Source organism: Rheinheimera sp. 4Y26 (genome assembly GCF_025245835.1).
GTDB lineage: Bacteria > Pseudomonadota > Gammaproteobacteria > Enterobacterales > Alteromonadaceae > Pararheinheimera.
This window is the reverse complement of record NZ_JAOBWS010000004.1, coordinates 264,205-283,886: the sequence shown is the minus strand read 5'-3', so window position 1 is coordinate 283,886 and position 19,682 is coordinate 264,205. Positions and strand designations below refer to the sequence as shown.

The following is a 19,682-nucleotide window of genomic DNA, read 5'->3' as shown; positions in this document are numbered from 1 at the left end:
CGTCCTAGTGGACTCGAACCACCGACCCCCACCATGTCAAGGTGGTGCTCTAACCAACTGAGCTAAGGACGCATTTTTTCAGTGATTGTCAGACTTTATCGCAATTTTTACAGCGGGCGCTGTAAAATTGGTGCGTCCTAGTGGACTCGAACCACCGACCCCCACCATGTCAAGGTGGTGCTCTAACCAACTGAGCTAAGGACGCATTTTGCAATTCCACCGCCAGGTGGTTTTGACAACGGACGCTATAGTATTTTCGCGGCCAGGCTATTGCAAGTGATTTTTTGGCAAGCCCCGCCAAGCGCTGTTATTTTGTGCGAAATCTAAGCTCTGCTCAGCTTTCCCCGGTTTTAGCGGCAATTTTAAACTGGCAATGCTGCTGTAAACGTTGCCACCAGGCGACATGGTGGCTGAGTTGTTGTTTAAGCGCCTGATGCTGGGCTTCAGTGCGCTGATAAAGAACTGTTGCTATCGGGCTTTGCTGATATATCCGGTTTAAAGCGGGCTGCAATTGCTGACTCATGCCATCCAGTTCGGCCAAACGGGGCTGAATTTTGCCAATAAACTGCTGCAATAAAATGTTGTTGAGAATTTCTGTTTTATCTTTGACCTGAGGTTGTTTACAAAACAGGTCAAGGTCAACAGTATCAAGTTGGGCATTCAGTGCGCTGAGCCAGCTGTTATTGACTCTCAGGCTATATTGCCAGTCGGCCAGTATCTGACTTTGATATAGCGCGCCAACCTGTTGATTAATAAAAGCAGCATCAGTGGTTGTAAGAGCGGCCAGGTCCGCTTTTTGTACCTTGTCTTGTAAGTCGCCAAGTTGCGCCAGTGCCGTCAAAGTCGTGGTAATACTGACACCGCTTTTTATGCCGCGCTGACTGCCGTGCAATTGTTGGCGTAATGTCTGATCGGTCAGCAGGAAATTGGCCAGCACCCCGGGTAGTTGTTGTTGTTTTTCCAGATAAATTTGCTGCAGTTTTTGTTGTAAGTCAGCATCCAGCTCCGGATGCTGCAGGCAGGGTTTGAGCTGACTGATTAACTGCAGTTCATAACCAAGCTGATTGGCAACCGTCATGGTTTTGCCAAGGCTGTTGTTGCGCTCGGCCACCAGTTGCTGCAAACCACAGCGGCGTAGCACCACCAGATCAAGTAAATTCAGTTTTGAGTCTGGTAGTGGCTTATAAAGCGTTCGCACCTGTGGCAGTTCAGGCACTGCGGCAAGCTGAGCGTCGAGCTCTGGCAGCGCCAACATGCGTTGTAGTCTGCTGTGATAATCCAGCCATAAATCTTCGGCATCGGACTTGCTGCAGCCATTGAGGGTGACACACAACAACAGCGGCAGCAAAGCGTAAAACAGTTGCCCGCTCGGCAGATCAGGCTGCGCTGTCAGGTGCTGCTGATTTTGTGGTGTTGTTTTGTTGTTGGCCATGTTCTATCCGGTGCAGTTGCTGTTTCAGGATTATGGCCAGTAATACGGCCGCAACGGTCAATCCGACGATAATGCCCACCCAAAATCCGTGCGCTCCCATTTTAGGGGTGAGCCAGTCGGTCAGACCAAGCACTGTGCCTAATCCAAAACCTATAGGCCAGTAAGCAATCAGCGTAATAAAAAATATTGGTTTGGTATATTTTAAGCCGCGCAGTGCACAGCTTGACACTACCTGAATCGCATCGGAAATCTGGTAAAAACAGGCGAGGATTAGAATAGAACTTGCCATGGCGATCACAGTGGCATCTGTTGTGTATAAAGAGGCCACCCAGCTGCGGGTTAAGAAAGTAAAGCCGGCAATCGCAAAAGCCATGATCACCGCCAGTACTATCGCGGTACTGATGGCTGTACGAAGTTCGCGCACGTCCATAGCTCCAGCCAGATGACCGACCCGAATAGTGGTCGCCATGCCCATACTGAGTGGCAGCATAAAAACTAAAGCACTGTAATTATTGGCAATCTGATGCGCCGCGACCACAGTTGGGCCCAAATGCACAATCATCAGCGGAATACAGGCAAATAAAGTGACTTCAAAAAACATGGCAAAAGCGATAGGGGTGCCAAGTGCGATGATTTGCCAAATCTCGCGGATTTTTGGTTGGTAGTCAGGCAGTTTCAGTCGGTAAGGCGCTGTGCGGGCGCTTTTAAGCGCATACAGACTAATGGCCAGCAGCTGGGCCAGGAACACCAGAGAGGTTGCCACGCCACAACCGGCACCTCCGAGCGCCGGCATGCCGAACTTGCCATAGATAAAAATATAGTTCGCCGGAATGTTCACTAAAATACCAACGAAGCTTATCCACATGGTGGCTTTGGTATAACCAATGCCTTCAAATAAATTACGCAGCACCATATAACCGGCGGCGGGGAACACACCCCAGGCAATATAGGCCATATAATCCAGCGCTTTTTGCCTGAGCGTATCGTCCATCTCCATCATGCCAACCGGCACTGCAATAAACTGCATCAAGAAAAACACCAGCAAAGCCAGTGCAAAAGCAAGATAAGCGCCCTGCAAAGTCACGGCTGTCACTTCTTTTTTATGGCTGGCACCATAATGCTGCGCAATCATTGGTGTGAGCGCCAGCAAGAGTCCCTGAAACGTCAGAATAATTGGTAGCCACAACGCAGATGCCACAGCAATACCGGCCATATCCACAGGGCTGACCCGACCCGCCATCAGGGTGTCCACCACATACATCATGGTTTGAGTCAGCTGCGCCAGTACTATAGGGCCAGACAGTTTCAGAATGGTTTTGGCTTCAAAGCGGGAAAAAGGTAACATGGCAACTCACAACAGACGGATTAGACGCGATTTTTTCGGCGCGAAACAGCGGTTAATTTAGCACAAACAGGGGCAGTGATGTTTACCGGAATAGTTCAGACTCAGGCCATTGTCGACAAAATCCAGGACCAGCCAGGTTTTCGTCAGTTACAGCTTAAAGTTGCAGCACCTTATCTGACTTTGCTGGAGCAGGGCGCCAGTATTGCCATTAACGGCACTTGTTTAACCGTGGTGGGTTTTACTGCCAATGATAGTGAAGGTCACGTCAGTTTTGATGTGATTGACGAAACGCTGCGCCTGACTAACCTTGGCTTATTAAAAATCGGGGATTTGGTTAATTTTGAGCGCTCTTTAACTATTGGCAAAGAGCTGGGTGGCCATATTTTATCGGGCCATATCCATACCACGGCGCAGATTATCGATATCAACAAAACAGAGAACAATTGTGCTATGCAGCTGCAGTTGCCTGCGCCTTTTGGCAGTTATGTGTTTAGCAAAGGTTTTATTGCCATTGACGGCATCAGCCTGACAGTAGGGCAGCTGCAACTTAATGCCGACCAAAGCTGTGTGTTTTCGCTGCATTTAATACCGGAAACTTTAGCCGTAACTAATCTTGGTAAACGTCAGTGTGGTGACTGGGTGAATATCGAAATTGACCAGCAAAGTTACACCATAGTGCAAAGTGTGGAACGTATGCTGGCTGAGCGCGGTTTGATTCAGTAACATTTAATCCGATCACTATCAGGCGCATGCAAGCAGAGGCGGCAGCACTTAGGCTGCTGCACCTTTGCAGCTTTTATTAATAAATCTGCTCGTCATCGGCGTCGATAAACACCTGCACGCTGCGGTGCGCTTCATCTTTGTGCGTTTTAATATGGATAGGGTTGCAGCAGTTGCTGCAATCTTCAAAATCGTCCTGATCTTCACCGCTGACATCGAGCGTGATATGGGTCGGGTGGCCACAAAACGGGCAGATAATGGTTTTGTTAATCAAGTCCATCATATCCTCCAGACGTATTGTTGTATATTGCCGTTGCCATTGATGCACGGGCTTAGCCAATCCTCACTAGTGTAGGCGCTAATTCGCTGTTATGTCAGCCCGCCCTCATATCGCAGCCATATTGCAGTGAAACTTGTCAGGCGCAAGACGGTGTTATCGCAAATGCTCCGGATGTAGTTCAGTCAGCGATTGAAGTACCAGGTCAGCAATGGCATAACCCGGAGCATGGCGATGTGCGCTATCCGGCACTGCAATACAGCGCATCCGGGCCGCTTTGGCAGCAATCAGACCTGTGACACTGTCTTCCAGAGCCAGACATTGTTGTGGCGGTACGTTTAAAGCAGCGGCCGCATTGAGATAGACCTGCGGATGAGGTTTTGCCAGTGGTAAAAATTCAGCCGAGCAGGTTGCCTGAAAAAAGTTTTGTAGATCAAAATGCTGCAAAATGGCCAGCATCATTTTGTGGTTTGATGAAGTGGCCAGAGCCATCGGCAGTTTGAGCGACTGGCACAACTTCAGCGCATCAAGAGCGCCCGGCATCAGTTTGCCTTTGCTGATGATCATGCCGATAACCCGCTCAATAATCATATCGGCCACTTCCGCCTGAGTGGGGCCTTGCCAGGCAAAATGCTGATACCAGTGCTGCACCACATTATCACAGCGCCAGCCCAGCGTTTGTGCAGTGTCTTCAGGTTTGAGCGGTACGCCAAGGGAAGAAAAGATTGTATATTCAGCTTGTTGCCAGAAGTTTTCTGAGTCGAGCAACAAGCCGTCCAGATCAAAAATGACAGCTTGGATCATCAGTTATCCATAATTTAAAAAGCTTACAACAAACGTTGACGGATCAAATCTCTGGCTTGCCAGCTGTAACGACCGCCACGGATATACGCATGGTGCAATAAATGATACAGATTATAAAGATCTTTCCTGTCTTCGTAATTGCTGTCGAGCGGGTACACCTGATTGTATGCATTAAAAAAACTGTCAGGCAAAGGGTCGAACATCTGGCTGTAGGCCAAATCTGTTTCCCGATCACCAAAATAGCTGGCTGGGTCAAATAACACCGGTACTTCCGATAAAAAGCCGATGTTGCCGCGCACCAGTTCCCCATGTAGCAGCGCAGGTTTGGGCTGATGGCCATGCAATTGCTGGCGCACCCGTTCCACTATTTTATCAATGTCACCAAATTCCTGATGTTGTTCGGCTAAAAGTTGTAATAACCAGCCTATACGTTGCTCGGAAAAAAAAGTCGACCAATTGGCCTGCCACTGGTTCGGCTGCATGGTGGCGCTTAAATAATTATCCCAATCAAAACCATACATGGCCTGATCGTCTGCCTGATGTAAAAAAGCCAGTTGATGGCCAAGTGCCTGCCAGCCATAAGGATGAGCATTGGTCATAGGCAAATATTCCAGCACCAGAAAGGATTTATCCAGGGTTTGGCCAGCGCAGATCACCTTGGGCAGGCGGACACATTGACGCTGTGTCAGTGCCCCAATGCTAAGCGCCTCGGTGTCAAAACTGTCCAGCACCTCACGTTGATTCAGTTTGACAAAAAACTCTAACTCCTGACCTTTGAGGTGATACAACATATTGCCGGAGTGGGTGGACAGCTGGTGTTTTTGTTCAACCTTAAAATCACACTGTAATTCGGCGCTGATTTGTTCTGCGAGTGCTTGCCACATGAATAAACTCCGGTGTTGTCTGGGAATAAAGCAGGGGATATCAGTAGTATGGTGCAAATTTGGCCAAAGTGGAGTTGTTATACGCAGCAGCAACACCCTTGCCTGAGCGCCATTGTGCCAGTAAGATAACGACGCTTTTTGGCTGATAATTGCCAGCTACGTGCCGGCAATTGTTGGTTTAACCGTTCGTATGGTTGAACACCATCAGGCATCCACTCAGATTTGATAAAACAAGTGTCCCTTGGTATGGGCCACCACTGTAAGGAAAATGACATGCCAGTTATTACTCTGCCTGACGGAAGTCAGCGCGTTTTTGAAGCCCCTTTATCTGTATTAGACGTTGCCAAAGACATTGGTCCTGGTCTTGCCAAAGCCACTATCGCCGGCAAAATTGACGGTGTATTGGTAGACGCCTGCGAAATAATTGACCGTGACAGCAAACTGTCTATTGTCACCAGTAAAGACGAAGAGGGCCTGGAAATTTTGCGCCACTCTTGCGCCCACTTGCTGGGACATGCCATTAAACAACTCTGGCCAAATGTCAAAATGGCGATTGGTCCTGTCATCGACAACGGCTTTTATTATGATGTTGATTTAGACCGGGCTATCAGTGCTGAAGACTTAGCAGCGCTCGAAGAGCGTATGCTGCAGCTGGCCAAAACTGAATATGACGTTGTGAAGAAAAAAGTGAGCTGGCAACAGGCTTACGACACCTTCAAAGCGCGTGGCGAAAGCTACAAAATGGAAATTCTCGAGCAGAATGTCGCCAAAGACGACCAGCCGGGTTTATACCATCACGAAGAATACATCGATATGTGCCGTGGTCCACACGTGCCAAATATGCGTTTTTGCCAACACTTCAAAATTATGAAAGTGGCGGGTGCATACTGGCGTGGTGACTCAAAAAACAAAATGCTGCAACGTATTTACGGCACTGCATGGGCCGATAAAAAGCAGCTGGCTGCTTATTTGACCCGGTTAGAAGAAGCAGAAAAACGCGACCACCGTAAAATTGGTAAAGCACTGGATTTATTCCACTGGCAGGAAGAAGCGCCGGGTATGGTGTTCTGGCATAACGACGGCTGGACTATTTACACTGAGCTGGAAAAATTTGTCCGGGAGAAATTGCGTTCATTTGATTATGACGAAGTCAAAGGCCCGCTGATGATGGACCGCTCTTTGTGGGAGAAGTCAGGTCACTGGGATAAATACTCCAGTGCCATGTTTACCACCGAGTCAGAGAAACGCGAATACGCAATTAAACCGATGAACTGCCCGGGTCACGTGCAGATTTTTAACCAGGGCTTAAAGTCTTACCGCGATTTACCGCTGCGGATGGCCGAGTTTGGTTGTTGTCATCGTAATGAGCCTTCAGGTTCGTTACACGGTTTAATGCGGGTACGTGGTTTTACCCAGGACGACGCGCACATTTTCTGTACTGAAGAGCAAATAGAAGCCGAAGTGGGCGCTTGTATCGACATGGTATATCAGACTTATCAAACCTTCGGTTTTGATAAAATTGTGGTGAAATTGTCGACCCGGCCGGAAAAACGCGTAGGTTCTGATGAAATCTGGGACAAAGCCGAAAAAGCACTGGCTGACGTTCTGACCAGTAAAGGCATTGAATTCCAGTACTTACCTGGTGAAGGTGCGTTTTATGGTCCAAAAATCGAATTTACCTTACACGATTGTCTGGACAGAGCCTGGCAATGTGGTACCGTGCAACTCGATTTTTCAATGCCAGCCCGTTTAGGCGCCTCTTATGTGGCGGAAAACGGCGAAAAACAAATTCCGGTGATGATCCATCGCGCCATTTTAGGTTCGCTGGAGCGTTTTATCGGTATTTTAATTGAAGAATACGCAGGTTTTATGCCGGCATGGTTAGCGCCAACTCAGGTTGTGGTGATGAATATTACCGACAATCAGGCCGAATATGCCCAGCAATTAGTAAAAACTTTCAAATCTCACGGTATTAGAGCAACTTCTGACTTGAGAAATGAGAAGATAGGCTTTAAAATCCGCGAGCACACGCTGTCTCGTGTTCCGTATTTAGTGGTTGTTGGCGACAAAGAAGTTGAAGCCGGCGATTTAGCACTGAGAACACGCAAAGGCGAAGACCTCGGTAAGATGACTATTGCAGCTTTTGTTGACAAGCTGACGACAGAAATCAAAAACCGGGTCTGATGATATTAATCCTTGGAGGAACATACCATTAAAGTAGGAAAGAAACCGTTACCGACGAACAGACCGAATCGTATTAACGAAGAAATCAGCGTCCGCGAAGTGCGTTTGATTGGTCTGGAAGGTGAGCAATTAGGGGTAGTAGGTATTGCTGAAGCCATTAAATTGGCAGAAGAAGGTGGTTGTGATCTGGTAGAAATCAGTCCAACAGCTGAACCTCCTGTTTGTAAGTTGATGGACTATGGTAAGTTCCTTTTTGAAAAGGGCAAAGCTGCTAAAGAGCAGAAGAAGAAGCAAAAACAGATCCAGATCAAGGAAATTAAATTCCGGCCTGGAACTGATGAAGGCGATTACCAGGTAAAACTACGCAACCTGCGTCGCTTCATTGAAGAGGGTGACAAAGCTAAAGTAACGCTGCGCTATCGTGGTCGTGAAATGGCGCATCTGGACATCGGTATTGAGATGCTTAACCGGATTAAAGAAGATATGTCAGATATTGCTATCTGCGAATCTTTCCCAAGCCGTGTTGAGGGTCGTCAGATGATCATGATGCTGGCCCCAAATAAGAAGTAATAAGCGCATTCAAGTAGAAGTCGTACACCACTGCGGCAACGCAGTGGTGTTTGATTTTTCGCCTTATTATTCGTTGTAATTAAACAATGCGAGTTATTTAACTATGCCTAAGATGAAAACCAATAAAGGTGCTGCAAAGCGCTTTAAAAAAACCGCTTCTGGTGGTTTTAAACGTAAGCAATCACATCTTCGCCACATTCTGACGAAGAAGTCTTCTAAGCGTAAGCGTCAGTTAGGTCCAAAAACGTTAGTTGCAAAAGTTGACGTTGCTGGTATCGCTCGCTGCTTGCCATACGCATAATATTTAGGAGACTGAAATGCCAAGAGTAAAACGTGGTGTGACCGCACGTGCGCGTCATAAGAAGGTATTAAACCAGGCTAAAGGTTACTACGGTGCCCGTAGCCGTGTTTATCGTGTAGCTTTCCAAGCAGTTATCAAAGCCGGCCAATACGCTTACCGTGACCGTCGTCAACGTAAACGTCAATTCCGTCAACTGTGGATCGCGCGTATCAACGCTGCTTCACGTCAAAACGGTTTATCTTACAGCCGTTTCATCGATGGTCTGAAAAGAGCATCTGTTGAAATCGACCGTAAAATTCTGGCTGACATCGCTGTATTCGACAAAGGCGCATTTGCTGCTTTAGTTGCCAAAGCGAAACAAGCTTTAACTGCTTAATTTTTAAGTAGTAAAAAAGGCAGCTCCGGCTGCCTTTTTGTTTTTGTGCTGTCTGAAACTAAGGATCAATTTTTCTTATCTTGCTGTATCAGGTGTGACTCAATTCTTGTCAGTTTATCCATCAGCTCGCGTTGCTCTTCATCGCTGAATAAATGTTTATCTTCAACCAGATGCATAATGATATTGGCCACTATCATTGGGATCACCACAAAGATCCAGAAATGGCCAAATAAGATGCCAATAATACGGCCAGCAGTAGTGACAGGGGTCAGATCGCCATAACCTATAGTCAATGAAGTGACAGTTGCCCACCATAAACCGTCCGCAAATGATTTTGCTTCCAGCAGTGAAAAACACAAAGCACCAAATAATAAACTGGTTGCATACAACGCCAGAATGAGCCATAGCCGGTTTGCAGTGTAGATCAGTAATTTTTTCATGATAAGAATCCGTTTCAGCTAAAAAAACACCTCCAAAGGAGGTGTAGTTAAATAGCCATCTCATAGCGTTTGATTTGCAATCGCCCTAAAGGCTTAATTCACTGCAGCAGTAAATTCCATAATAATGGCGTTGTCTTTAAACAATTGCAGTTTAGATTGATTCACTTCAATCCGATCAGCCAGCTGTAACTGCCGGGTAAATTGTTGCTCGTAAAAATTGGCGTCAGCGCAATGTTTGCGTGTGCTGACCACAGGCATCACTTTTAACTGATTGTCTTTTTGCTCATAAGATGCATTAAAGTTATTACAGCCGGAAAAACCATATAACTTGTTGTCGGCAAACATCATCCGGATATTCAGCTTTTGTGGTACACCAATCTGAGATACTGAATTTAACCGCCAGACCACACCCTGGGCAGAACCAGGTGCTGCCTGATTAGGGCAGGTGGCTCCAGGCCAAAACTGGTCGAACTTATCAACAAATAACGCCTGATTATTGTCCGGACTCTTTCTGGCGGTCATAGTCGCGACCACAGATTTACCATTTATGACAGGGTTAGTCTGATAACTGCGCATCATCGGCAAATGATGTTGGGTCATGGCAATTTGATGACTTTCGCCGGTCTGACAGTCGGTAAAACTCGCTTCGTTGCCTTTGAGCTGATACATACCTAATAACGGTAACCGACTGTCAATTTTCTGTACTGTGGCCTGACGCGTCAGTGTCATATTGTCTGCGGACACAATAGGCTTGCCGGCAACGTCCAGCATCACCAGATGTTGATTGCTGGCAAACTGGAAAGACGGCATTTGCTGACGTTGGGTGGTGAAGTGTAAGGTCCGTTCGTCCAGTTGCCAGCTGCCTTCAATCAGCTCTACAACATTACGGTCGATAAATTCGCGGCGGGCTTCAAACTTACCATTTTGATACAGATTGATATGGTAGTTCACACCAGGGCATTTTTTGCAGGGCAAAGTGCCGGTAAAACTCATGTCGCGGTCAATAAAAATTAAACCAAAGTCGGTGGCAATCGGCTGTGCATTATCAGAATGCACCACCTCGTCAGGCACCAGCTCGGGAGCGACTTCCACTTCTTTAATTTCCTGTACAGGCGCGGGTTTGGCGGCTTGCTCAGGAACCACAGAACAGGCGGATATCAATAATACGCTCAGTACTACACTGCTTTTTTTCACTTGAATTATTACCGGATAACCAAAATTGGCGCCATTATACTGAAACTGTAAAAAGAGCGGCAGCGGTTTTTTTGTAACAGTGACGAGCCGCTTTTTATCAGTTGTAGATCAGTATGGTGCCAGTCAGATAAATTCCCAGTGTTTTAGCATCAGCTCTGCACTCTGTTTTGGATATTGCTGCATAAAACAATGCCCACCTTGTGTTTGTAATGAAGTGATAGCTGAGTTCAACCCCAGCCATTTGTGTACTGCTTTACTGACAAAAGGATAAGTATCGTCACCATAAATCACCAGAGTGTCGCTGCAAGGCCGTTTTAATTCCCGCCATAAATTTTTAGGGTAAGATGCAAAAATTTCCGCTTCGCGTTCCGGTTTACATTTCAGCCGGCTGCCGTCCTGATGATGCAGCGCATGGTCGATATAAGCCTGCAATGCGTCCTGTTGCCAGCCTCTGAACATACCTCTGTTGGTCAGATACTGCTCCGTTGCCAGCCTGTCTGGCCAGAACTGCCGGCGTTTTAACGCTTTTTTTGCCATCGGGTTATGCCGGTATAAACCCAGCAAATCCAACGTCTGCATAGAGCGCAGTAACAGTGGTGGAAATAACACAGGATCCAGCAGGATAACTTTGTGAAAGAGCTGTTCTGGTTGTGCATTCATCAAGGCTGTTAACACACCACCAAAACTGTGACCACAACCATACAAAGCCACATCACCGAATTTGGGTAAATGCAGTTTTAAGGCCGCCGTTGCAAGTTCTGCACTTTGATTCCAGCCAATAAACTTGCCGCCATGGTCGCTGTCACCGTGGCCTTGGGCATCTGATAAAAAGAAATCAAAGTAGGGCGCGAGCTGTTGTAGCAGTGGCAGATACATCAAACTGCAAAAACCATTGCCGTGCAACAAATGTAATACGGGTTTGCCGCTTGGGATGCTGTGATGGCCACGCAGGGTAAAACCATAACGGCTTTGATAATGCCAGGGAATAAGTTGCACGCTTAAATCTCAAGTAAATGCTCTAATAAAACCATGCCATGTTTTAACTAAAGCAGCAAGCGAAGCTTAGCGCCGTGTCCGTAACCAGCAGCGATCAGGTCAGTGGCCGGGAACCTGTGGTCTTGTGCACCTTCTGCCGGTCAGGCAACAGAAAATGATAATCAAAGAAGTAGCTGTACTATCACACATAAAAAACACCCGAAGTTTTGCTTCGGGTGTTTTGGAACAATATACCGGTTCAGATAAACCGTTTATTGCATGATCAGAAGTTGTAAGTTAAACGGGCGTAGTAGAAACCGCCGTTAAAACCCATCACTGTGGTGGTTGGGTACTTCGCACCCAGCACGTCAGCCCAGCGGTTCTCGTCCGGTACTTCATCAAACAGGTTATTAGCACCTACAGCGATGTTGTAATTGTCGCTAAAGCTATAATTCAACTCAACATCAACAGTTTGTTCTGCACCTAAGAACAGTGGTAAACCGTCATCCTCAACTCTTAACGCGCCAGAGTCAGCATGGTCTTCAAAATAAGAGCCATAGTGATTTAACCGGATAAAACCACCAATTTCGCCCCAGTTCTGGCTCACGGTAAAGCTGCCACGAACTTTTGGTAAACCATCTTCAATTTGTTTGACTTTGGCTTCGTTGATATTACGCAGCATCACAGGGTTGCCGTCACCATCTACACCCGGTCTTTCGGTGATGCGGTCCACTTCTGTTTTGTTGTAGTTCAGTGCCAGGGCAAAAGTGGTGCGGCCACCCATTAAATCCGCAGCGTAGTTGGCAACAAAATCAACACCCTGAGTTGTAGTGTCAAAGTCGTTGGTGAAATATTTTACACCGGCGAAGCTGGTTGCATCCGCCACACCCAGATTTAACAGCGCCTGAATATCGGCAGGTGTTAAGGTCTGAGATGAAGACTGACTGATACGGTCTTCTACTTCAATACGGTAGTAGTCTAAGGTGGCATAAAAATCATCCACTTCAACCACAGTACCAAATGAATAGTTAGTCGACTCTTCCGGTGTTAAGGCTTTACCGCCTTTGAGCACAGAAATAGGGTGAGTCGGCGGCAGAGTGGCGTTATCCACTAAACCCTGGCCTGCAGCAAAAGATGTAGTGACGTTACGCACCATGGATTGACCAATGGTTGGTGCACGGAAACCTGTGCTCACCGCACCACGTAAAGCCATTTCATCAGTTGCCTGGAAACGACCTGTTAATTTAGCATTGGTGGTGGTGCCAAAATCTTCATAGTTTTCGTAACGCAGGGCAAAGTCTGAACGGAAACGGTCAGAAAATTCCGCACCAAATTCAGTGTAGGCTGCATAGTTATAACGGTTAAAGGAACCAGCATCATCAGGCTTAAAGCCCGGGAAACCGTTTGAACCTATACCAAAACCTTGTGAAGCCAGCGGGCCAACTTCAAAGGAGTTTTTGTCACCGGCATAGATTTCGAAGGTATCAATACGGTATTCCAGACCACCGGCCACAGCCAGCGGGTATGGCAGTGCATCAACTTCAATCAGTTTATTCATATCGTAGTTGATGGCTTGTTCCTGCTGTACGTATTTACCAGCGTTAAAGTCACGTGGGGTGCGTGGCCCCATAGACGCGTTGATGGTGTTTTTAATATAAAACTCCACTTCGCTGCGGCCATAGCTGGTGCTTAAATCAAAAAACCAGCCATTGTCCATTTCGCCTTTCAAACCACCGGCCAGGGCGCCATCAGTGACGATACCACCGAACTTCGGCGTAAAACCGCCAGGCAGCATAGAGAAGAAGGTAAAGCAGTGAGACGGCAGGGCATTTACTTTAGCTGTTACCTGGTTGTAGTTCAGGCCCTGAATATCAATATTGCTACATGCCCCCTTACTGGCATCGAGATTGCCAACCAATAAGGAATCACCACCATCATTTGAATACACACCACCACGGGTTTGTGGGTTACGGAAGTAAAAACCACCTTCCACATTACGCTGAGCAAAGTTACCAAAAGCGTAAAACTCTTTGTTCTTCGCAACTTCTAAGCCGATGTTACCAAAAACTTTGAAGTCACGTTTAAACTCAGGTGAACCCCAGACCTGGGCCGGATCGGCAATTTGTGTGTTGCCGTTGGCAGCTAAACCTGCCGCATCTCCGCGTTGTACTGAGCGGCTGGTTGGGTCTGATTGCTTAAATTCAGTACTGAAGTTAGCAAAACCATTGTCAGTGAAAGGTAAACCGATATTGGCTGCAACCTGACGTAAATCGCCGTCGCCGTCATAATGTTGACCGGTTTTCAGTTCTACCGCACCACCTTCACTGGCGTCTTTTAAGCGGAAGTTAATTACACCGGCAATAGCGTCAGAGCCATATTGGGCCGCTGCACCATCACGCAGAATCTCAACCTGCTTTAATGCAATAGATGGAATAACAGAAATATCAGGACCTTGTGAACCGTCTGATAAGCCACTGCCTAAGAATGTAATTACTGCTGAGCGGTGACGACGTTTACCGTTGACTAAAACCAAGGTGCTGTCTGGTGGTAAACCACGAAGGTTAGCGGGGCGAACTAAGGTAGAAGCATCATTGATTGGTTGGGTGTTAACGTTAAAGGAGGGAACAGCGGAACTCATCAGGGTCATCATGTCACTTGGGCCGGCTTTAACAAATTCATCGGCCCCGATGACATCTACAGGTACCGCCGAATCGCCCACCGAGCGCGGCGCACCGCGAGAACCTACAACGACGATTTTCTCAACATCTTCCGTTTTTTGCGCTTGGGCTGCATCCTGAGCTACAGCGGCAAAGCTGGTACCACTTAACATCAACAGGGCACTACCGGTCAGCGCAAACTTAATTCCCGCCGCAAGCGGCGCAAGTTTTGTCTTATTTTTCATAATTATGCCTTTTAATCCTGGATCGTTTTTATACGGCTCGTTTTATTTGTATGAGCTCGTGAACTAACTTATGGCAATTTTGTCCGTTTGTCCAACCTGTAAAATGCCCGATTTATCTCAAAACTGTTGCAGAATATTTATAGCCGCTCGTTGTTGATTTGGGTATTTTCGCGCCAGCGAAGGCTTGCAGCGGTGTTTTGGTCCTTTGAACGGCTTTAATACGGGACTGGACGGATTTGATTGAAAAAATTAATTGGCTGGCGTTAGATGGAAGTCCTTCTTTGTTTTCAGGATTTTTTATGAACCCTTCTTTGACCACAGGTCTGACTCTGGTTGCCGCCGCAACATTTTCCGTGGCCGTGAATGCCAAACAACTCGAACTCAAAGCTTTGTTTGCTGATCCGGCCTTAAGTGGCCAGGCCCCCAAGTCACTGAGTTATTCGCCGGATGGAAGCCGTGTGACTTATCTCAAAGGCAAAACGACAGACGCCAACCGGCTTGACCTGTGGCAATACCAGCTGAAAAGCCGTAAACACAGTTTGTTGGTTGACTCATATACCCTATTCAGTGGTCCGGAAGAATTGTCCGATGAAGAAAAAGCCAGACGGGAGCGTCTGCGGTTATTTGCCAGTGGTATCGTCAGTTACAGCTGGTCAAAAGATGGCAAAGCTTTGTTATTCCCGTTAAACGGCGATTTGTATTATTACGATCTGGCAAAAAATAAGGCGCGTAAACTCACCGACACCAAAGAATTTGAAACCGACGCGCAAATCAGTCCTAAAGGGCGTTATGTGTCTTTTGTGCGTGAACAAAATATTTATGTGCTGGATTTGATCAGTGGTAAAGAGCAGCAACTGACCACAGATGGCAAGGGCACGATAAAAAACGGTATGGCCGAGTTTGTGGCGCAGGAAGAAATGGCGCGGATGACAGGCTACTGGTGGGCTCCTGATGACAGCAAAATAGCCTTTACCCAGTTTGATGACGCTGCTGTGCCTGAAGTACTGCGTAATGAAATTTATGCCAATGAAATCAAACTTTATAACCAGCGTTACCCTTATGCTGGTGCCAATAACGTCAGTATTAAACTTGGGGTTGTGGCACTGTCATCAGCAGCGGTGCAATGGCTGGATCTCGGGGAGGAAAAAGACTTCTATTTACCCAGAGTGCAATGGACACAAAATCCTAATCAGCTGACTTATCAGTGGCAAAGCCGCGATCAGCAAAAGCTGGAGCTGAGAATGGTGGATTTAACCAGTGCCCAACAACAGATTTTACTGACCGAACAGAACAATACCTGGCTGAACCTGCATGATGACCTGTACTTTTTCAAAGATAAAAAACGTTTTATCTGGGCGTCTGAGCGTGACGGTTTTAAACACCTGTATTTATATCAGTTTGATGGTAAAGCACCGTTGCAGCTGACGTCCGGGCAGTGGGTGGTGAATAAAATTGAGTCTGTTGATGAAAAAAATGGCGTACTTTATTTTACCGGCCGCAAAGATACAGTGCTCGAGAACCACTTATACCGCTTAAACCTGAACAATCAACACATTGCCCGGCTGACAACACCGGGCGCCAGCCACGCTGTAGTAGTGGCCAAAGATGGCAGTGGGTTCCTCGACAGTTATTCTGCGGTAAACAGCCTGCCTAAAGTACAACTGAACGATAATACCGGCAAAACCCTCACGGTGCTGGAAGCGAATGAACTGAACGCTGACCATCCGTTAACGCCATACTGGCCCGAACTGGTGCAGCCGCGTTTTGGTACCTTAACCGCCAAAGATGGCCAAACCCTGCATTACCGTGTGTTTGAACCTAAAAATCTCGATCACGGCAAAAAACATCCGGTGATTGTCAGTGTCTATGGTGGGCCTGGTGCACAACGTGTCACCAATAGCTGGAGCGGCAAAGATTTATATTTCCACTATATGGCGCAGCGTGGTTATATCGTCTTTCAGCTGGATAACAGGGGGTCGGAAAACCGCGGTAAAAACTTTGAAGATCCAATTTATAAACAGCTGGGTGTGGTTGAAGTCGAAGATCAAATTACCGGTGTGGAATATTTACGCACCTTACCTTATGTCGACAGCAGCAGAATAGGGGTATACGGCCACAGTTACGGTGGTTATATGGCGATTATGGCGATGTTTAAGGCCGGTGATTATTTTGCAGCCGGTGTGTCAGGCGCCCCAGTCACCGACTGGACTTTATACGACACTCACTATACCGAACGTTATTTAGGTCATCCGGCGCAAAATGCCCAAGGTTATCTGGCAAGTTCGGTTTTCCCTTATAGTGATGCTTTAAAAGGGGATTTGCTGATTTACCACGGTATGGCCGATGACAACGTGTTGTTTAGCAACAGCACTAAACTGTTTTCTGATTTACAGAATAAAGGCAAAAATTTTGACATGATGACCTATCCCGGCAGTAAACACGCCATGTTTGGTCAGCAGGTGCAAACCCATTTACATCAAACCATTACCAACTTCTTTGACCGCACTTTGTTAAACAGGGGCAAATAATTCTCCGGAAAAGGGGGGGGAGTTATCAGAAAAAAAACGGTCAGCATGCTGACCGTTTTTTTCGCTGAAAAGAGGTTTAATCTGATGATTACAATTCATTGCCTGAATTTTGCTGTCGGGAAAACGAAAGCAGATTATGGATAGTGGTCTGGCTGATTTGCGCCATAGCTTCTTTGGTAAAAAAAGCCTGATGCCCGGTGATCAGCACATTGGGGAAGGTTAACAAGCGCTGGAATACTTCATCAGAGATGACCTGATCAGACAGGTCTTTAAAGAATAAATCCGCTTCCTGCTCATAGACATCCAGGCCCAGGTAACCAATTTTTGCGGATTTCAGCGCCTGGATCACTGCTTTGGTGTTAATCAGGGCACCGCGGCTGGTGTTGATTAACATCACACCGCTTTTCATCTGAGCGAGCGTTTCTTCATTAATAAGATGCTGACTTTGTGGTGTCAGCGGGCAATGCAGACTGATAATGTCGCTTTGTTGGTAAAGCTCGCTAAGGCTGACATAACGGGCGCCAAGTTGTTGTAATTCGGGGTTTTCGATTGGATCAACACAAAGCAGTTCACAGCCAAACCCCCGTAAAATACGGGCTGTAGCTATACCAATACGACCTGTGCCAATTAAGCCTACGGTTTTTTGGTACAGGTTAAAACCGAGCAGGCCATTTAAATCGAAGTTATTGTCGCGGGTTCTGTTATAGGCTTTATGAAATTTGCGGCTTAAACAAAGCATCATACCCACTGTATGCTCAGCGACAGCCTGCGGCGAATAGGCCGGCACCCGCATCACCTTTACGCCGAGCTTTTTAGCGGCAGTAAGGTCGACATTATTAAAACCGGCACAGCGCAGCGCCACCGCAAAAATGCCAAGCTCAGAGAGTTTTTGCAGTACTGTTGCCGATAAATCATCATTCACAAATACACAGACAGCGTCGCTGCCAGCAGCAGCTGCCACACTTAATAGATCCAGTTTTTGCGGCAAAAATTGCCAGTTGATATTATCCGGGCTGTACTGGCGTAAAGCCCGCTCATCATAAGGCTGGCTGCTGAATACTGTAACTTTCATCCTGATCTCCATGGCGCAGTTTTACTGAGTTTATCAGGGGATGATACAGTTATTTAAGCGCTATTGTTGTTTTGGCAATAACGCCAGCTCTTCCCGAATGGCGTCGATAAACTGGCCTGGTTTGGTTCTTGGTGCATAACGTTTTACCACTACACCGTCTTTGTTCACCAAAAACTTGGTGAAGTTCCATTTAATGGCACGGGTTTTTAACAAACCTCTGGCCTGATCTTTCAGGTATTCAAACAAAGGTTCTGCTTCCGGACCATTTACATTAATTTTTGCCAGTACCGGAAAACTGACGCCGTAATTGAGTTGGCAAAACTGCTGAATGGCCTGATCTGAAGCGGGCTCCTGACCACCAAACTGATTGCAGGGAAAAGCCAGTACCACTAAACCCTGATCTTTATATTGCTGATGTAAGGCTTCCAGTTCCTGATACTGTGGGGTAAAGCCACACTGGCTGGCGGTATTGACAATCAGTAGTACTTTGTCGCGAAACTGACCGAGATCGATCATTTCGCCTGTTGCTGTTTTCACTTTAAACTGGTGCACATTGGCCATGAGTTCTCCTGCCGCGGGCATTTTTGCTATTTGTATCATAACTTTGTAAGCTAAAGTTCAGTGTGTCACAGAATTAAGACAGTTATATGGCAAATGCAGCAAAAGAGTTCAGATTGGCCTTTATCGGCCTTGGGGTAATGGGATTTCCAATGGCTGGCCACCTGCAGCAAAAAGGCTATCAGGTGACAGTTTATAACCGAAGTAGCGACAAAGCCGCGGCCTGGGTGGCACAGTATGGCGGTGAAAGTGCTACAACACCGGCGCAGGCAGCTAAGCAAGCCGACATGGTGATGCTCTGTGTTGGCAATGATGACGATGTACGTTCAGTAGTGTACGGCGACAATGGCGTGTTGTCTGGCCTGAAATCCGGTGCTTTATTGATTGACCACACCACAGCATCAGCTGATTTAGCCCGCGAACTGGCTGAAGTATGCAAAACAAAAAATATTGGCTTTCTTGATGCACCGGTGTCCGGTGGTCAGGCCGGCGCGCAAAATGGTCAACTGACTATTATGGTGGGCGGTGAAGCTGCACACTTTTCTAAAGCTGAAAACGTGCTGCAAAGTTATGCCAAAAGCTGTCGTTTATTGGGGGGCGCCGGTGCCGGCCAGCTGGCCAAAATGGTCAATCAGATTTGTATTGCCGGTGTGGTACAGGGCTTGTCTGAAGCCCTCCACTTTGCTGATCAGGCCGGGCTTGATGTGAAAGCTGTGCTCGATGTCATTTCAAAAGGGGCGGCCCAATCCTGGCAAATGGAAAACCGCGGTTACACTATGGTGGATGGCCAGTTTAATTTTGGTTTTGCCGTGGATTGGATGCGCAAAGATCTTGGCATCACGCTGCAGGAAGCCAGACGTAATGGTGCTCAGTTGCCGCTGACCGCACTGGTTGATCAGTTTTACGCCGAAGTGCAGGCTCAGGGCGGGGGGCGTTTTGATACCTCCAGTCTTATTACCCGCTTTAAATCACCTGCCAAGGCCACTTAAGTGGCCTTTTTTCTGGCCTTTTGCCTTGCTGATAAGGCTTTTTGTTGTTCCGGTCTTTGCTAAATAAGAAAAAGTGTATATTTAATGTGCGGTTAACTTTTTGTGTATAAAACTCTGTTATTTTTACGGGC

The 19,682-nt window shown here is 47.0% G+C and carries 18 protein-coding genes and 1 tRNA gene; 7 read left to right on the top strand and 12 right to left on the bottom strand.

Features of this window, described 5'->3' with window-relative positions:
* Nucleotides 1-128 precede the first annotated feature (128 nt).
* The 3 genes from N3Z11_RS08015 to N3Z11_RS08005 form a co-directional block, all read right to left on the bottom strand.
* Nucleotides 129-205, bottom strand: a tRNA-Val gene (locus N3Z11_RS08015).
* A gap of 129 nt (nucleotides 206-334) precedes the next feature.
* Nucleotides 335-1,432 carry a DUF3080 domain-containing protein gene (locus N3Z11_RS08010; RefSeq protein WP_260656639.1) on the bottom strand — a complete coding sequence of 366 codons (1,098 nt, stop codon included), beginning with the start codon at nucleotides 1,430-1,432 and terminating at the stop codon, nucleotides 335-337.
* Nucleotides 1,377-2,777 carry an MATE family efflux transporter gene (locus tag N3Z11_RS08005; RefSeq protein WP_260656638.1) on the bottom strand — a complete coding sequence of 467 codons (1,401 nt, stop codon included), beginning with the start codon at nucleotides 2,775-2,777 and terminating at the stop codon, nucleotides 1,377-1,379. The genes N3Z11_RS08010 and N3Z11_RS08005 overlap by 56 nt, the downstream gene beginning before the upstream one ends.
* A gap of 78 nt (nucleotides 2,778-2,855) precedes the next feature.
* Between N3Z11_RS08005 and N3Z11_RS08000 the strand changes: the two genes are divergently transcribed.
* Nucleotides 2,856-3,500, top strand: coding sequence for a riboflavin synthase subunit alpha (locus N3Z11_RS08000; RefSeq protein WP_260656637.1), 645 nt, complete (start codon nucleotides 2,856-2,858; stop codon nucleotides 3,498-3,500).
* A 76-nt stretch (nucleotides 3,501-3,576) separates the two neighbouring features.
* Here the strand turns inward: N3Z11_RS08000 and N3Z11_RS07995 are convergent, their stop codons facing one another.
* From N3Z11_RS07995 to N3Z11_RS07985, 3 genes are all read right to left on the bottom strand, one after another.
* Nucleotides 3,577-3,777 (bottom strand): CPXCG motif-containing cysteine-rich protein, encoded by a 201-nt coding sequence (locus N3Z11_RS07995; RefSeq protein ID WP_260656636.1) that lies wholly within the window; start codon nucleotides 3,775-3,777, stop codon nucleotides 3,577-3,579.
* Between the two features lie 153 nt (nucleotides 3,778-3,930).
* Entirely contained in the window at nucleotides 3,931-4,578 is a 648-nt protein-coding gene (gene hxpB, locus N3Z11_RS07990) for a hexitol phosphatase HxpB (RefSeq protein WP_260656635.1), read from the bottom strand.
* 23 nt (nucleotides 4,579-4,601) lie between these two features.
* The gene (locus N3Z11_RS07985) at nucleotides 4,602-5,462 is read right to left on the bottom strand and encodes a fructosamine kinase family protein (protein WP_260656634.1); all 861 of its coding nucleotides are present in this window, start codon (nucleotides 5,460-5,462) and stop codon (nucleotides 4,602-4,604) included.
* Between the two features lie 273 nt (nucleotides 5,463-5,735).
* On the opposite strand from N3Z11_RS07985, the gene thrS reads away from it, so the two are divergent.
* The 4 genes from thrS (at nucleotide 5,736) to rplT (ending at nucleotide 8,893) form a co-directional block, all read left to right on the top strand.
* Complete coding sequence (gene thrS / locus N3Z11_RS07980; protein ID WP_260656633.1) at nucleotides 5,736-7,646, top strand: threonine--tRNA ligase; 1,911 nt, start codon at nucleotides 5,736-5,738, stop codon at nucleotides 7,644-7,646.
* Between the two features lie 27 nt (nucleotides 7,647-7,673).
* Nucleotides 7,674-8,216, top strand: coding sequence for a translation initiation factor IF-3 (infC, locus tag N3Z11_RS07975; protein ID WP_313771345.1), 543 nt, complete (start codon nucleotides 7,674-7,676; stop codon nucleotides 8,214-8,216).
* A 103-nt stretch (nucleotides 8,217-8,319) separates the two neighbouring features.
* Nucleotides 8,320-8,517 carry a 50S ribosomal protein L35 gene (rpmI, locus tag N3Z11_RS07970; protein WP_068069322.1) on the top strand — a complete coding sequence of 66 codons (198 nt, stop codon included), beginning with the start codon at nucleotides 8,320-8,322 and terminating at the stop codon, nucleotides 8,515-8,517.
* A gap of 16 nt (nucleotides 8,518-8,533) precedes the next feature.
* Nucleotides 8,534-8,893: a 50S ribosomal protein L20 gene (rplT, locus tag N3Z11_RS07965; RefSeq protein WP_260656631.1), complete on the top strand. Its 360-nt coding sequence runs from the start codon at nucleotides 8,534-8,536 to the stop codon at nucleotides 8,891-8,893.
* A gap of 65 nt (nucleotides 8,894-8,958) precedes the next feature.
* On the opposite strand, the gene N3Z11_RS07960 is transcribed toward rplT, so the two are convergent.
* From N3Z11_RS07960 to N3Z11_RS07945, 4 genes are all read right to left on the bottom strand, one after another.
* Nucleotides 8,959-9,333: a potassium channel family protein gene (locus N3Z11_RS07960; protein WP_260656630.1), complete on the bottom strand. Its 375-nt coding sequence runs from the start codon at nucleotides 9,331-9,333 to the stop codon at nucleotides 8,959-8,961.
* Nucleotides 9,334-9,426: 93 nt separating this feature from the next.
* On the bottom strand, nucleotides 9,427-10,527 hold the full coding sequence (locus N3Z11_RS07955) for an META domain-containing protein (RefSeq protein ID WP_260656629.1): 1,101 nt from the start codon (nucleotides 10,525-10,527) through the stop codon (nucleotides 9,427-9,429).
* Nucleotides 10,528-10,650: 123 nt separating this feature from the next.
* Nucleotides 10,651-11,523, bottom strand: a complete 873-nt coding sequence (locus tag N3Z11_RS07950; protein ID WP_260656628.1) for an alpha/beta fold hydrolase — start codon at nucleotides 11,521-11,523, stop codon at nucleotides 10,651-10,653.
* Nucleotides 11,524-11,785: 262 nt separating this feature from the next.
* Nucleotides 11,786-14,404: a TonB-dependent siderophore receptor gene (locus N3Z11_RS07945; RefSeq protein ID WP_260656627.1), complete on the bottom strand. Its 2,619-nt coding sequence runs from the start codon at nucleotides 14,402-14,404 to the stop codon at nucleotides 11,786-11,788.
* A gap of 299 nt (nucleotides 14,405-14,703) precedes the next feature.
* On the opposite strand from N3Z11_RS07945, the gene N3Z11_RS07940 reads away from it, so the two are divergent.
* The gene (locus N3Z11_RS07940) at nucleotides 14,704-16,932 is read left to right on the top strand and encodes a S9 family peptidase (RefSeq protein WP_260656626.1); all 2,229 of its coding nucleotides are present in this window, start codon (nucleotides 14,704-14,706) and stop codon (nucleotides 16,930-16,932) included.
* An 88-nt stretch (nucleotides 16,933-17,020) separates the two neighbouring features.
* Here the strand turns inward: N3Z11_RS07940 and N3Z11_RS07935 are convergent, their stop codons facing one another.
* Nucleotides 17,021-18,004: a 2-hydroxyacid dehydrogenase gene (locus N3Z11_RS07935; protein ID WP_260656625.1), complete on the bottom strand. Its 984-nt coding sequence runs from the start codon at nucleotides 18,002-18,004 to the stop codon at nucleotides 17,021-17,023.
* A 60-nt stretch (nucleotides 18,005-18,064) separates the two neighbouring features.
* Nucleotides 18,065-18,565: a glutathione peroxidase gene (locus tag N3Z11_RS07930; protein ID WP_260656624.1), complete on the bottom strand. Its 501-nt coding sequence runs from the start codon at nucleotides 18,563-18,565 to the stop codon at nucleotides 18,065-18,067.
* An 86-nt stretch (nucleotides 18,566-18,651) separates the two neighbouring features.
* On the opposite strand from N3Z11_RS07930, the gene N3Z11_RS07925 reads away from it, so the two are divergent.
* Entirely contained in the window at nucleotides 18,652-19,551 is a 900-nt protein-coding gene (locus N3Z11_RS07925; protein WP_260656623.1) for an NAD(P)-dependent oxidoreductase, read from the top strand.
* Nucleotides 19,552-19,682 lie beyond the last annotated feature (131 nt).